12 protein-coding genes are annotated in these 12,728 nt (G+C 60.7%); 8 read left to right on the plus strand and 4 right to left on the minus strand.

What is annotated here, in order from left to right; translation table 11 throughout:
* Positions 1 to 20: 20 nt before the first annotated feature.
* Positions 21 to 740, plus strand: coding sequence for a YjbE family putative metal transport protein (locus SPHS8_RS10550; protein WP_201515437.1), 720 nt, complete (start codon positions 21 to 23; stop codon positions 738 to 740).
* A 48-nt stretch (positions 741 to 788) separates the two neighbouring features.
* Here SPHS8_RS10550 and SPHS8_RS10555 read toward each other — a convergent pair whose 3' ends face one another.
* Together SPHS8_RS10555 and SPHS8_RS10560 are read right to left on the minus strand one after the other, a co-directional pair.
* A complete protein-coding gene (locus SPHS8_RS10555) occupies positions 789 to 1,766 on the minus strand; it encodes a quinone oxidoreductase family protein (protein WP_236575081.1) in 978 nt (325 codons plus the stop codon).
* A gap of 14 nt (positions 1,767 to 1,780) precedes the next feature.
* Positions 1,781 to 2,479 (minus strand): dienelactone hydrolase family protein, encoded by a 699-nt coding sequence (locus tag SPHS8_RS10560; protein WP_201515438.1) that lies wholly within the window; start codon positions 2,477 to 2,479, stop codon positions 1,781 to 1,783.
* A gap of 145 nt (positions 2,480 to 2,624) precedes the next feature.
* Here SPHS8_RS10560 and SPHS8_RS10565 point away from each other — a divergent pair, with 145 nt between their 5' ends.
* From SPHS8_RS10565 to pepN, 7 genes are all read left to right on the plus strand, one after another.
* On the plus strand, positions 2,625 to 2,879 hold the full coding sequence (locus tag SPHS8_RS10565) for a DUF6489 family protein (RefSeq protein ID WP_097092615.1): 255 nt from the start codon (positions 2,625 to 2,627) through the stop codon (positions 2,877 to 2,879).
* A gap of 7 nt (positions 2,880 to 2,886) precedes the next feature.
* Positions 2,887 to 4,164 (plus strand): tRNA uridine-5-carboxymethylaminomethyl(34) synthesis GTPase MnmE, encoded by a 1,278-nt coding sequence (mnmE, locus tag SPHS8_RS10570; protein WP_201515439.1) that lies wholly within the window; start codon positions 2,887 to 2,889, stop codon positions 4,162 to 4,164.
* Between the two features lie 59 nt (positions 4,165 to 4,223).
* The gene (gene mnmG / locus SPHS8_RS10575; RefSeq protein WP_201515440.1) at positions 4,224 to 6,074 is read left to right on the plus strand and encodes a tRNA uridine-5-carboxymethylaminomethyl(34) synthesis enzyme MnmG; all 1,851 of its coding nucleotides are present in this window, start codon (positions 4,224 to 4,226) and stop codon (positions 6,072 to 6,074) included.
* Positions 6,071 to 6,712, plus strand: coding sequence for a 16S rRNA (guanine(527)-N(7))-methyltransferase RsmG (gene rsmG / locus SPHS8_RS10580; protein ID WP_201515441.1), 642 nt, complete (start codon positions 6,071 to 6,073; stop codon positions 6,710 to 6,712). The genes mnmG and rsmG overlap by 4 nt, the downstream gene beginning before the upstream one ends.
* Positions 6,709 to 7,491, plus strand: coding sequence for a ParA family protein (locus SPHS8_RS10585; protein WP_097090534.1), 783 nt, complete (start codon positions 6,709 to 6,711; stop codon positions 7,489 to 7,491). Before rsmG ends, SPHS8_RS10585 begins: the two co-directional genes overlap by 4 nt.
* Entirely contained in the window at positions 7,488 to 8,417 is a 930-nt protein-coding gene (locus SPHS8_RS10590) for a ParB/RepB/Spo0J family partition protein (RefSeq protein WP_201515442.1), read from the plus strand. Before SPHS8_RS10585 ends, SPHS8_RS10590 begins: the two co-directional genes overlap by 4 nt.
* A 69-nt stretch (positions 8,418 to 8,486) precedes the next feature.
* Positions 8,487 to 11,087, plus strand: a complete 2,601-nt coding sequence (pepN, locus tag SPHS8_RS10595; RefSeq protein WP_201515443.1) for an aminopeptidase N — start codon at positions 8,487 to 8,489, stop codon at positions 11,085 to 11,087.
* A gap of 51 nt (positions 11,088 to 11,138) precedes the next feature.
* Here the strand turns inward: pepN and SPHS8_RS10600 are convergent, their stop codons facing one another.
* Together SPHS8_RS10600 and SPHS8_RS10605 are read right to left on the minus strand one after the other, a co-directional pair.
* The gene (locus SPHS8_RS10600) at positions 11,139 to 11,753 is read right to left on the minus strand and encodes an ABC-type transport auxiliary lipoprotein family protein (protein WP_201515444.1); all 615 of its coding nucleotides are present in this window, start codon (positions 11,751 to 11,753) and stop codon (positions 11,139 to 11,141) included.
* A gap of 11 nt (positions 11,754 to 11,764) precedes the next feature.
* Entirely contained in the window at positions 11,765 to 12,727 is a 963-nt protein-coding gene (locus tag SPHS8_RS10605; protein ID WP_201515445.1) for an MlaD family protein, read from the minus strand.
* Position 12,728: the final 1 nt, after the last annotated feature.

Below are 12,728 nucleotides of genomic sequence, written 5' to 3' on the forward strand. Positions count from 1 at the left end.
CGGAGTTATATCAGGCCGTTATGATCGACCTTCTTACGACTGCCGCTGCCGCTGCGCAGGGTCTGGGATCGCCCGCCGACATTTGGGGGCACATCGTCAACGACTTCAGCAATATCGGCTCTCCGACTGCTCTGGCGGCCTTTGGCCAGGTGCTGATGATCGACATCCTGCTAGCTGGCGACAATGCGATTGTCGTGGGCGCCCTGGCAGCGGGGCTGCCGGTGCAGCAGCGTCAGCGCGTCATCCTGATCGGCATCATCGCGGCGTTGGTGCTGCGTATCGGTTTCGCATTGGTCGTGACGCAGTTGATGCAGATCGTCGGCCTCATCCTGGCCGGTGGGTTGCTGCTGCTGTGGGTCAGTTGGAAGATGTGGCGCGAACTGCACCCGAAGCGGGGTGCGGATACGCCGGACCCCAGCGACGACGACGTTTCGGGGCTGCGGCCCGCCAAGAGCTTCGCGGCCGCAGCTTGGGCTGTTGCCGTAGCCGACGTGTCGATGAGCCTGGACAATGTGCTGGCTGTCGCGGGCGCGGCGCGGGATCATCCCGGCATCCTGATCATCGGGCTTGTTCTGTCGGTCGCTCTGATGGGCGTCGCGGCGAACATCATCGCCAAATATATCGAGCGTTTCCGGTGGATCGCTTATCTGGGTCTCGCCGTGATCATCTATGTCGCGGTGAAGATGATCTATGAAGGTTTCGTCGACCATCAAGTCGGCGTCCTGACGCTCTTCAGCTAATGAGCGGCGGCGGCGGGTTTGATGCCCGCCGCCTGCTTTCCTGCTTTTTTAAACCCCGTCGGGCACCAATATGGTGCTGCCCATCGTCTTCCGCCCTTCCAGCGCCTGGTGCGCTTCGGCAACATCCGATAAGGCGTAGCGCTGCCCGATATGCGGGCGAACGATGCCGCGGCGCATGCGATCGAACAGACGCGCGCTGACATGGTCCAACTCTTCCCGCGTGGCGATATAGTCGAACAGGGTGGGTCGGGTCACATAGAGCGATCCGGCTCGGCTGAGCTCCAGCAGCGAAATGGGCGACACCGGACCCGACGCATTGCCGTAGCTCACCATCATGCCGCGCCGCTTGAGCGAAGCGAGTGAGGCCGTCCAGCTGTCCCTGCCCACGCCATCATAGACCACATCGACGCCGTTTCCTTCCGTCAGCTCACGCACTTGGCCGGCAAGGTCTGTGAATGAGCAGTACAGGCTATGGTCCGCCTCGACCTGAGCGGCTTTTTCTGGAGAGCCGCTATGCGCGATGACGGCCACGCCCTTGTCGCGAAGCCAAGGCACCAGCACTGATCCGACACCGCCCGCCGCGGCATGAACCAGCGCCACCTGGCCGGACCGCAAGGTCAGTGTGTCTTCGGCCAGGAAGCATGCGGTCATCCCCTTCAGCATCATCGCGGCCGCTTCGTCCGTGGCGATTTCCGCCGGAATCTTGATCACCCGGTCGGCCGCGACGGTACGATGGGTGGCGTAGGCGCCAAAGCCACCCGCCGCACCGACTTTGTCCCCGACGGCCAGGCCCTCAACGCCCGGCCCGACGGCCGCGACATAGCCCGCGCCTTCCACGCCGAGGGTGAGCGGGAGCGGGGTGCCGTAGAGGCCGGAGCGGTGATAGGTATCGATGAAGTTCAGGCCTATGGCGTCCTGCGCGATCAGCACCTCACCCTTTGCCGGGGGAGCGGGATGGAAATCCTCCCGCTCGATCACCTCCGGACCGCCGGTCTCGCGAATGACCATGCGCCAAGCCTGAGCCATTGATTGCGGCCTGTTTAGAGATGTGTAGCGAAGAAGTCGGCTGTCCGCTGGTCCGCCAATTGAGCGGCTTCTTCCACCCGGCGGACGCCCATCTCGGCGGCGAAGCCGTGATCAAGCCCTTCATAATCATGAAGGACCACATGGCGATTGTCCTTCAGGCCCTCATGCATCTTCTTTTGCACGTCCGGCGGCACGAAGCCATCAGCGGTGGGAATATGCAGCATCACCGGCTTGCCGATCGCATGTTGCTCACTCAGGAGATTGTCGATGCCAACGCCATAATAGCCGACAAAAGCGTCGCCATCGGTCCGGCAGGCAGCCATGAACGTCAGGCGGCCGCCGAGGCAGTAGCCGACAACGCCAACCTTGCCATCACCACCAAGCTGGGCCCGCGCGAACTTGATCGCTGCTTCGATATCATAAATGGCGCGGTCCTGATCCAGCTTCTGCATATGGTTGATCGCTGCCTGGAAATCCTCGGCGACATCCGCGTTCAGTTCGACATGCGGGGTATCGCGCCAAAACAGATCGGGCGCGACGGCCAGATAGCCCTGGGCCGCCCAATTTTCGCATTTGCGCCGGATGCCCTCATTCACTCCGAAAATTTCTTGAATGACGATGATCGCTGCGCGGGGCGTGCTTTGCGGCTGTGCAACATAGGCGTCGAATTGGCCATCGCCTTCCAGGGTCGAAACTGACGTGAATGATCCCATGGCTGTTATCCTTCCCTATATCGGAGTTTAGGGTGAGGATAATCGGCTTTGGGTGAGCCGCCAACGCCGCTTTTGCCAATTTATTTGCGTTTGTGGCCCATGTTGCGGCATGACGATCAGGGTTCCGCAGACGAAGGCGCATGACATGAAAGTGACCGTGGACGTAGATTGTACCCCAGCCGAAGCACGGTCTTTCCTAGGCCTTCCCGACGTGACGCCGATACACGACAAATATGTGAAGACTATGCTCGACAGCTTCGACGGCATTGCCAATGTCGAGCAGATGGAAACCATGTTCAAAAGCTTCTCTCCGCTGGGTGATGCGGGGATGCGCTTGTTCCGGCAGATGATGGATATCGGCTTGGCCAGCGTTCCGGGGAAGAATGGCGACAAGCCTTGAGCCATTGATGGCTGACACGATCTTTGCATTGTCGAGCGGTGCGCCGCCGGCAGCCATTGCCGTCATCCGGATTAGCGGGCCTTCTGCGGCGGCGGTGCTTCAGAGTCTGGCGGGACACCTTCCTGAGCCCAGGCGCGCGCGTTTGGCATTATTGAAGGACCCCCGCAACGGGATGCCGCTCGATCGGACGCTGATATTGTGGTTTCCTGGGCCGACAACTGCGACCGGTGAAGATCTGGCTGAAATCCATTGTCATGGCGGGCGCGCGGTGGTGGCCGGGATTGAAGACGCACTGAAATCCTTCTCCGGCCTGCGGCCTGCGGCTCCGGGTGAATTCACGCGGCGTGCTTTTGCACACGGGCGCATGGATCTGAATGAAGTCGAAGGACTGGCCGATCTGCTCGCTGCCGAAACACAGCAGCAGCGGCGCGCGGCCTTGCTCATGTCGGAAGGGCATTTTTCTCGACGGCTGGAGGCGTGGCAGACGCGGCTGCTTGATCTGTCCGCGATGACTGAGGCCGTGCTGGATTTCTCTGACGAGGATGACGTACCGGAGGCTGGTGCCGAAGCGTTCGTTGCCAGTGGCGCTCGAGAGTTGGCCATTGAGGTGAGATCGGTTCTCGCTGCCCCCTCGGCCGAGCGGCTGCGCGACGGTATCAGGGTGGTGCTTGCCGGACCGCCCAATGCCGGGAAATCGACACTGCTGAATGCGCTCGTTGGGCGTGATGCCGCGATCGTTTCCGAAGTTGCCGGGACGACGCGCGACCGGATCGAAGTACCTGCGGCGCTGGGGGGCACAGCCTTCCTCTTTACCGACACCGCTGGACTGCGGCATAGCACTTCGGACGCCATCGAGATGATCGGGATGGATCGCGCGCGCGCGGCGTTGGATAGCGCGGATATCATCTTGTGGCTCGGTGACGCTGCGGAACTGCCCCGGCCCGACGCAATACTGGTCGCCGCCCAATGCGACCGCCGGGCCGTTGCCCAAGGCTTGCCGATATCCGCCGTCACAGGGGAAGGAATGGCCGAACTCATATCCACATTGCTGGAGCGAGCCGCTGCTCTCTTGCCTGGCGAAAGCGAATATGCGTTGCATGAGCGCCAGCGGCGCGGGGTTATGTCGCTTGCCGAACATTTGAGCAGCGCAGCGGCAAGTGGCGACTTCCTGATAGTTGCGGAGGAATTACGCCACGCTCGCGCAGCCATCGACAGTCTGACTGGCCGCGCCAGTACCGAGCATATGCTGGACCGCCTTTTTGCGGGATTTTGTATCGGCAAATGAGCTCTGTTCCACGTGGAACAGTTTTGCCCCGATCCACCAAGTCTGTTATGGGCACGGCCATGCGGACAGCTTTTGATGTGATTGTGGTTGGCGGCGGCCATGCCGGGTGCGAAGCAGCGGCTGCTGCTGCCCGAAAGGGTGCGCAAGTGGCACTTCTCACCTTTGAGAAGGCGACCGTAGGCGCGATGTCCTGCAATCCTGCTATAGGCGGCTTGGGCAAGGGCCATCTGGTCCGAGAGGTTGATGCGCTCGATGGCCTAATCGCGAGAGCTGCGGACGCTGCAGCCATCCACTATCGCATGCTCAACAGCAGTAAGGGCGCCGCGGTTCAGGGGCCAAGAGTGCAGGCGGATCGAGCGCATTATCGCGCCGCGATCCATCGTATGATCGAGGCTCAGGTGGGATTGACCTTGGTTGAAGGTGAAGCCTCCGCCTTGTTGCTGGACAAGGGTGAAGTGGCTGGACTGGCGCTGGCGGATGGCACGCGCCTGTCGGCACCGGCCGTCATTCTGGCAACCGGCACCTTCCTTGGCGGAAAGCTTTTCCGAGGCGAAGAAACAAGCTTTGGCGGGAGGACGGGAGAGCGGTCTGCGGCGGCGCTTGGGCTGCAACTCCGCGAGCTTGGGCTGCCGATCGCGCGGTTGAAAACTGGTACGCCGCCGCGGCTCGACGGTCGTACAATCAACTGGGCTGTGCTGGAAGAGCAGGCATCGGATGAGGGGGGCTGGACGATGTCGGCGCTGTCGAAGCACCGGCAGCTTCCTCAATTGAGTTGCGCGATCACGCGTACGAATGCGGTTACGCACGCAATCATACGGGATGGCTTGGGGCGGTCACCTTTGTTCAGCGGCGCGATCGAAGGGCGGGGGCCGCGCTACTGCCCGTCGATCGAGGACAAGGTGATCCGTTTCGGGGATCGGGATGGTCACCAGATTTTCCTGGAACCGGAAGGGTTGGATACGGAGCTGGTCTATCCGAACGGGATCAGCACGTCTCTGCCCGCAGATGTCCAAGAAAGGATGGTCCGCTCTATGATCGGGCTAGAGCAGGTCGAGATCGTTGTTCCGGGCTATGCGGTCGAATATGATCATATCGATCCGCGCGCCCTTCAGCATACGTTGGAGATGCGGGACGTGCCGGGTCTCTTCTGTGCAGGCCAGATCAATGGCACGACCGGGTATGAGGAGGCCGCCGCCCAGGGGCTCGTCGCCGGCGTGAATGCGGCGGCGCGGTCGCGTGGCGTCGAGCCGATGATCCTTGACCGGGCGAGTAGCTACATCGGCGTCCTGATTGATGATCTGGTGCTTCAGGGGGTGACTGAACCTTACCGGATGTTGACCGCGCGGGCGGAGTATCGGCTACGACTGCGGGCAGACAATGCGGGTTCGAGGCTTGGGGATATCGGCCGGGAGCATGGCCTTCTGGGTGAAAAGCGGCTCGCTCACCATGATAACTTGTCGGCGCAAAGGGTCGTTGTCGACAAGGAGCTCGCAGAGCAGTTCAGCGCCACCCAGCTTGCCCGTGCCGGAGCAAATGTCCGGCAAGACGGCGCGCGGCGAAGCCTGTTTGAATGGGCGCGTTTTCCGGAGGTGCAGCGGGAACTACTGTTTGCCCTCGCGCCGTCGCTTACCAACATCGACCCTGACCTCCGGGAAGAGATTTTGGAAGATGCGCATTATGCTCCCTATCTCGAGCGCCAGGCTGCCGAGATTGCGGCTCTGCGCCGTGACGAGCGGGTGATCATTCCGATGGATTTTGATTTCGCCTCAGTCGGTGGCCTTTCCAGTGAAATGGTGGAGCGTCTCGACCGGGCTCGTCCCGATACGCTCGCAGCGGCAGCGCGCATAAGGGGCATTACGCCTGCGGCCCTGGCGGCCTTGCTCGTTCATGTGCGTCGGCAGGCGGCATGACCGAGGACGAAGCGAAGACGTGGCTGAAGGCGAATTTCGACGTTCCACGTGAAACATGGGCACGCTTGGACGGCTATGTGCAGATGCTTTTGGCGGAAATGGATCAGCAGAATTTGATCGCGGAATCAACGCGCGAGCATGTGTGGTCGAGGCACATCGTAGACTCTGCTCAGTTGATGAAGTTACATGGCGCTGCGAACGAAGGGCTATGGATCGACTTGGGATCAGGAGCAGGGCTGCCGGCGATCGTGGTCGCTATATTGAGTGAACGGCCCGTTCTGATGATAGAGTCGCGCAGAAAGAGGATCGATTTTTTGAACCGGCTTGTCGGTGAATTGTCGCTCAACAATGCAGGTGTGTATGGCGGTCGGGTCGAGAGTGCCCCCGCGAGTGAGGCAGCTGTGATTAGCGCGCGGGCCTATGCGCCTCTGGACCGACTGTTTTCATCGGCGCTGCATTTATCCACGGATAAAAGCCTGTGGATCTTACCAAAAGGGCGCAATGCGCAAATTGAACTGGAGGCGGCGCGATCCTCATGGCAGGGTGTGTTTCACGTGGAACGCAGCATCACTGATCCGGAAAGTGCAATTATTATAGCACGGTCAGTCGCACCAAGGGGCAAGAAAGGTCGCAAATGATCCGTATCGCCATTGCCAATCAGAAGGGCGGGGTGGGGAAAACCACGACCGCGATAAACTTGGCTACAGGGCTGGCAGCGACGGGGTTGCGAGTGCTGCTAATCGATCTAGATCCGCAAGGAAATGCATCCACGGGTTTGGGCGTTAATCAAGCTGACAGGACATGGTCGAGCTACGATCTGCTGGTTGGTAATTGCGCCATCGAAGACGCTATCCATCCAACGCGCGTGCCCAAGTTGGACATCGTCGCTGCAACCCAGGACCTGTCTGGTGCTGAAATCGAGTTGATCGAATATGAAGAGCGGACCCATAGGCTGGAGCGGGTTCTCAGTGAAGCCCAAGCAGGGCGATGGGACATTTGTCTGATCGACTGTCCTCCTTCTCTTGGCTTGCTCACCATCAACGCGATGGTGGCGGCGCAATCACTTCTTGTCCCTCTTCAATGTGAGTTCTTTGCGTTGGAAGGGCTGTCGCAGTTGTTGCAAACGGTTGAGCGGATACGTGGACGTTTCAATCCCGGTCTTTCGATCCTGGGGGTGGCTCTTACGATGTATGACCGTCGAAACCGGCTGACCGATCAAGTTGCTGATGATGTCCGGGCGTGCTTGGGAGACTTGGTATTTTCCACGGTGATTCCGCGTAATGTCAGGCTTTCTGAAGCGCCAAGTCATGGCGTGCCCGCACTTATCTATGATTTTCGTTGCTCCGGATCGGAAGCCTATATGCGCCTTGCCCGCGAACTGATTTCACGACTGCCCCGACAGGAGGCTGCAGCGTGAGCAGCGATAGTGATGATAAGCTGAAGGTGGCTAAACGTCCCCATGGACTTGGCCGCGGTTTGTCAGCATTGTTGGGCGATGTTTCCCGAGAAGAGCCGGTGGCGCCTCAAACGCCTTCAGCTTCGACCAAGGCGATCCAGAGCATCGAGGTGGCGCTGATCCAGCCTCACCCGGAACAGCCCCGCCGCCATTTTGACGAAGGCGCTTTGGCGGAACTCGCCGACAGCATCGGGAAACGCGGCGTCATACAGCCGATCATCGTCCGTCCGCATGGTGGCGGATTTCAGATCGTTGCGGGGGAACGCCGCTGGCGCGCCGCCCAGCGCGCGCAACTACATCGTATTCCAGCAATCGTTCGTGATTTTGACGAAGCAGAGACGCTGGAAATCGCGCTCGTGGAAAATATCCAGCGCGAGGATCTCAATCCGATCGAAGAGGCGGAGGCTTACCGGAAGCTGATCGCCGACTTTCATCACAGCCAGGAAGCGTTGGGCCGGATCGTCGGCAAATCGCGTAGCCACATCGCCAATTTGATCCGGCTGCTGGACTTGCCAGCATCCGTACAGCGGCAGGTGGTGGAGCAGAAGCTGTCCATGGGGCACGCTCGGGCCTTGATTGGCGCTCCCGATTGCGAAACGCTGGCGCAGACTGTCGAAGCCAAGGGCCTGTCGGTCAGAGATACCGAGGAACTGGTTCGCCGGTCGAAGAAGGGGGAAGGGGCAGCCCCGCGCAGCCGCGCGCCCTCCGCGCCTTCATCAGGCAAGGATCCCGACATCGCTGCGTTGGAGCAGCATCTTGCCGACATTCTCGGGGTCAAGGTAGAGATCGGGCATGGCGAAGGTGCGGGCGGCACATTGTCCTTGCGTTATTCGACACTCGACCAGCTGGACATGCTGTGCCAGCGGCTTTCAGGCGAACGGATCTGATGGGATTGGCTGCCGTCTGACAGACGCGAACCACTGGCCTTTTGACTGCGGGCTTCTTAGGTTGCGGTCATGGCTGACATTCAATCGACAAGCGCTTCCTCTCCTATAGTCGTTCGGCGTCGGGATTACCGTCCACCCGACTGGCTTGTTCCTACTACCGATCTTGATTTCAGCCTTGATCCGGCGCTTACGATTGTCCGGGCGAGCCTTAGCGTTACTCGCAACGGAGGGCATGACCGGCCACTCAGGCTTGACGGCGACGGGCTGACGCCGATCGAGGTGAAAGTCGATGGGCGCGCGCTCGGGCCGGGCGAGTGGAGTATCGAACAGGGCGCTTTGGTCATCCCTCTGCCTGAAACCGCGCATCAGGTGGAAACTGTGGTCGCGTTGGCTCCTGAGCAGAACAGCAAGCTGATGGGCCTTTATGCCAGCGGCGGGCTGCTGTGCACGCAATGCGAGGCGGAGGGATTTCGCCGGATCACCTTCTTCCCCGACCGGCCTGATATTCTCTCGCGCTATTCCGTTCGCCTGGAAGCCGACCAGGCCCGCTATCCGATCCTGCTTTCGAACGGCGACCCGACAGAGCAAGGCGAGCTGCCGGACGGGCGGCATTGGGCGAAGTGGGTCGATCCATTCCCGAAGCCTTGCTATCTTTTTGCCGTCGTCGCCGGAGATCTTGCCTGCAACAGCGACAGCTTTGTCACGATGAGCGGACGCGCCGTTAAGCTGGGCATCTGGGTCAAAGAGGCCGACTTGCCCCGCACCAGCCACGCCATGCAGGCTTTGAAGGACAGCATGGCCTGGGATGAACGGGTCTATGGCCGCGAATATGATCTCGATGTGTTCAACATTGTCGCCGTAGCTGATTTCAATTTCGGAGCGATGGAGAATAAGGGGCTTAACATCTTCAATTCGCGCTACATTCTTGCCGATGCGGAGACCGCTACGGACGCCGATTATGATGGCGTCGAAGGGGTGGTGGCCCATGAATATTTCCACAACTGGTCGGGCAACAGAGTGACGTGCCGCGACTGGTTCCAACTGTCGCTGAAGGAAGGGTTCACCGTCTTTCGGGACCAGAATTTCTCGGCCGATATGGGCAGCCACGCCGTCAAGCGGATCGAAGACGTGCGCGTTTTGCGAGCCGCGCAGTTTCAGGAGGACTCAGGACCGCTGGCTCATCCGGTGCGGCCGGAATCCTATATGGAGATCAGCAACTTCTACACAGCGACGATCTACAACAAAGGCGCCGAGCTGATCAGGATGATTGCCCTGATGCTTGGCCCGGATCGCTTTCGCGCAGCTACCGACCTGTATTTTGAGCGGCATGATGGAGAAGCGGCGACCTGCGAGGATTTTATCCGGGCAATGGAAGAGGGCGGCAGGATCGATCTCACCCAATTTCGCCGCTGGTATGAACAGGCGGGGACACCCCGTGTCAGGGCTAGCTTGACGCATGATCCGATCACGCAGTCGGTGGAACTGGTGCTGGAGCAGAATACGCCGCCGACGCCGGGGCAGCCCGACAAAGCGCCGCTGGCTATGCCGCTGCGCGCTGCGCTGTTCGACCGGCATAGCGGCCGCAGCAGTGGCGAGACGCTGCTGATGCTGACGGAGGAGCAACAGCGCTTCACCTTCAATGGCTTTGCCGTGGCTCCTGTTTTGTCGATCAATCGCGGCTTTTCAGCGCCGGTGATTGTCGAGACCAGCAGGAGTCAGGCCGATCTCGCCTTCCTCGCCGCGCATGATGATGATCCCTTCGCCCGGTATGAGGCAATGCAGCAATTGATGGTCAACGCGCTGGTGGGCAGAGTGGCGGGGCAGGAGGTGGATGAGACAGCAGTCATCGCGGCGATCCGCGATACAGTAAACGATCCGCATCTCGACAGCGCCTTCATCGCCGAAGCTATTCGGCTGCCCAGCGAAGCATATATCGGCGATCAGATGGTGCAGGTCGATCCGGACGACATCCATGCGGCGCGTGACGCGTTGCAGCGGCGCGTCGGAAAGGAACTGGAACCACTTTGGCGCGATGTCCATGCCCGGACCAGAGCCAACGGGTTCTCGCTCTCGGCTGCTGCGAAAGGCGCTCGCAAGCTGCGCAACAGCGCCCTGATCTATCTGGTGGCGTCGGGCGCGGTGGATGGGCCCACAGTGGCCTTCTCGCAATTTGACGAAGCCGACAACATGACGGAGCGGCAATCGGCGCTCGCTACCTTGGCGAATGACCGCAGTGACGAGCGCGAGGCGGCACTCGACATCTTCTACAATCGGTATCGGGATGATGCGTTGACGCTCGACAAGTGGTTCCAGACGCAAGCCTTTGCCTCGCATCCGGACACCGTTGATCTGGTCGAGGAGCTGGCCGGGCATCCTGATTTTACATTGGCCAATCCCAACCGGGTGCGTTCGCTCTTCGGCGCCTTTGCAGGCAACCAGTGGGCGTTCCATCATCGGTCTGGGAAGGGCTACAGGCTTGTGGCGGACTGCATCATCGCGCTGGACAAGCTCAATCCGCAAACGGCTGCGCGCCTGGTCCCGCCGCTCGGACGCTGGCGTCGTTTCGACGAGGAGCGAGCCGCTTTGATGCGCGGGGAATTGCAGAGAATATTGTCGCAGCCCGGTCTGTCAAAGGACGTCACCGAACAAGTGAGCAAGAGCGTGGAGTAAAGCTGAGGATGCCATGCTGAACGTCATCCAGAATGGCATCCTTCAGAGGGTTTAGCGTCCGCTAGCAGTGAGCCATGCGGCCACGTCAGCAGCAACCTTGTTCGCCGCGCTGTTGAGCGGTGCGCCGATCGTGGTTGCGTCGATCTTGCCACCTACAGGCACGCTGGCAGTAAAGCGCTGCCGTGCAATTGCCGTGCCGCCGGGGCCCGCAAGGATGGCATCATAGGTGACGACGGCGCTGTTGCTTGCCTCATCCAGGCCGAAATCGACCAATTCGCCCATCAGTCGCTGGCCCGCATCCGCTGAATATTGACCGGGATCGAGTACGATGCGGTTGCTGCTGGCGGCGATCGTTTCGGACAGCAGCTTCTGGAACAGGTGGCGCGGCGTGTCGGCCCACTGCACCTTGGTCACATAGGCGAGCGACGTGGGCGAAGTGCGTACGGGAACGCGAACCGTGTCGAGGAGCTTGGGGGACTCCGGATCCGCGACCGTGATGGTTGTTCCCGCAGCGATGCTGCGAAGCGTGCCCGGTGCGACCTTCCGCGCGGCATCCAGCGACAGCAGCCGTTCGGGCGGCTTGCCGCCGAAGGACACGCAGCCTGTCAGTGCGGCGGCGAAGGCCAGCATAATCGGGAGGGCGGCAGGTTTCTTGTGGAACGTCATCGCTGTCCCTCTCATCGCTTGTAGTCGGGCAGTTTGGGCGACCCGACGATCGAACCCGCACCCTGTTGATCCAGTTTTTCGGCAACGCCGCGGAACGCGCGCGACATTTCACGCAGGTCGCGCACCAGCTGATTGACCTCCGGCATCGTCTGATTGCTGAACGCGCGGACGCCCGGTTGCGCTTCGGCAATCGTCCTGTCGAGCGTTTCGATGCTGCGGGTGGCCGACTGCACGCTCTTGCGCAGATCGGCCATCAGCGGCTTGCCTTCTTCGGTGAGCATCGAGTCCGTCGTCGCGGCGAGTTTGCCGATCTGTTCCGCCGCTATGCCCGTGCGCTGAACCGCAATGCGCGCTTCGGCAAGGGTGGCGGCGATTTCGGGGCTGCGATCTGCGAGAGCGCCCGATACGCGTTCGACATTGGCGAGGATGCCCGCGATCGATTGCTGATTCTTGTCGTTCAGAAGTTCGGTCAGCCGCTCGGTCAGGGTGGAGAGCCGCTCCAACAGTTGCGGAGCGTTGTTCAGCAATTCACCCAGCGCACCCGGCTTTGTGGGGATGACCGGCACGCCGTCAGGGCAGGCAGTCAGGGGATTTTCTTCCGGACAGGTGATGGGCGGGGCGCCCTTCACAGCGCCATCCAGCACGATTTCACTGACCCCGGTGAAGCCAACCCCGGCGATCGTTGCGGTGGTCCCTTGAAGGACCGGCGTGCCTTCCTTGACGGAAATGCGCACCTTCACGAAGCTTGGATCGCGCTTCCAAAGCTCGATCTTCTCAACCTGTCCCGACGGAACGCCGGAATAATTGACGCTCGACCCCTTGGCGAGGCCGTTCACCGACTGTTTGAAGAAGATGTCATATTCCATGTTGTCGCCCTCGGAGAGGCGCGAAAACCAGAAGGCGGCGACCATGATCGCCGCCAGCAGCAGCAATGTGACCGTGCCCACCAGCACATGGTTGGAGCGGGTTTCCATA

Source organism: Sphingobium sp. S6, assembly GCF_905120495.1.
GTDB classification, from domain to species: domain Bacteria; phylum Pseudomonadota; class Alphaproteobacteria; order Sphingomonadales; family Sphingomonadaceae; genus Sphingobium; species Sphingobium agri.

Bases quoted from the DNA above. Each gene is read 5' to 3' on its own strand.
- SPHS8_RS10550 (WP_201515437.1), top strand. From the start codon at position 21: ATGATCGACCTTCTTACGACTGCCGCTGCCGCTGCGCAGGGTCTGGGA.
- SPHS8_RS10555 (WP_236575081.1), bottom strand. From the start codon at position 1,766: ATGGCTCAGGCTTGGCGCATGGTCATTCGCGAGACCGGCGGTCCGGAG.
- SPHS8_RS10560 (WP_201515438.1), bottom strand. From the start codon at position 2,479: ATGGGATCATTCACGTCAGTTTCGACCCTGGAAGGCGATGGCCAATTC.
- SPHS8_RS10565 (WP_097092615.1), top strand. From the start codon at position 2,625: ATGAAAGTGACCGTGGACGTAGATTGTACCCCAGCCGAAGCACGGTCT.
- mnmE (WP_201515439.1), top strand. From the start codon at position 2,887: ATGGCTGACACGATCTTTGCATTGTCGAGCGGTGCGCCGCCGGCAGCC.
- mnmG (WP_201515440.1), top strand. From the start codon at position 4,224: ATGCGGACAGCTTTTGATGTGATTGTGGTTGGCGGCGGCCATGCCGGG.
- rsmG (WP_201515441.1), top strand. From the start codon at position 6,071: ATGACCGAGGACGAAGCGAAGACGTGGCTGAAGGCGAATTTCGACGTT.
- SPHS8_RS10585 (WP_097090534.1), top strand. From the start codon at position 6,709: ATGATCCGTATCGCCATTGCCAATCAGAAGGGCGGGGTGGGGAAAACC.
- pepN (WP_201515443.1), top strand. From the start codon at position 8,487: ATGGCTGACATTCAATCGACAAGCGCTTCCTCTCCTATAGTCGTTCGG.
- SPHS8_RS10600 (WP_201515444.1), bottom strand. From the start codon at position 11,753: ATGACGTTCCACAAGAAACCTGCCGCCCTCCCGATTATGCTGGCCTTC.
- SPHS8_RS10605 (WP_201515445.1), bottom strand. From the start codon at position 12,727: ATGGAAACCCGCTCCAACCATGTGCTGGTGGGCACGGTCACATTGCTG.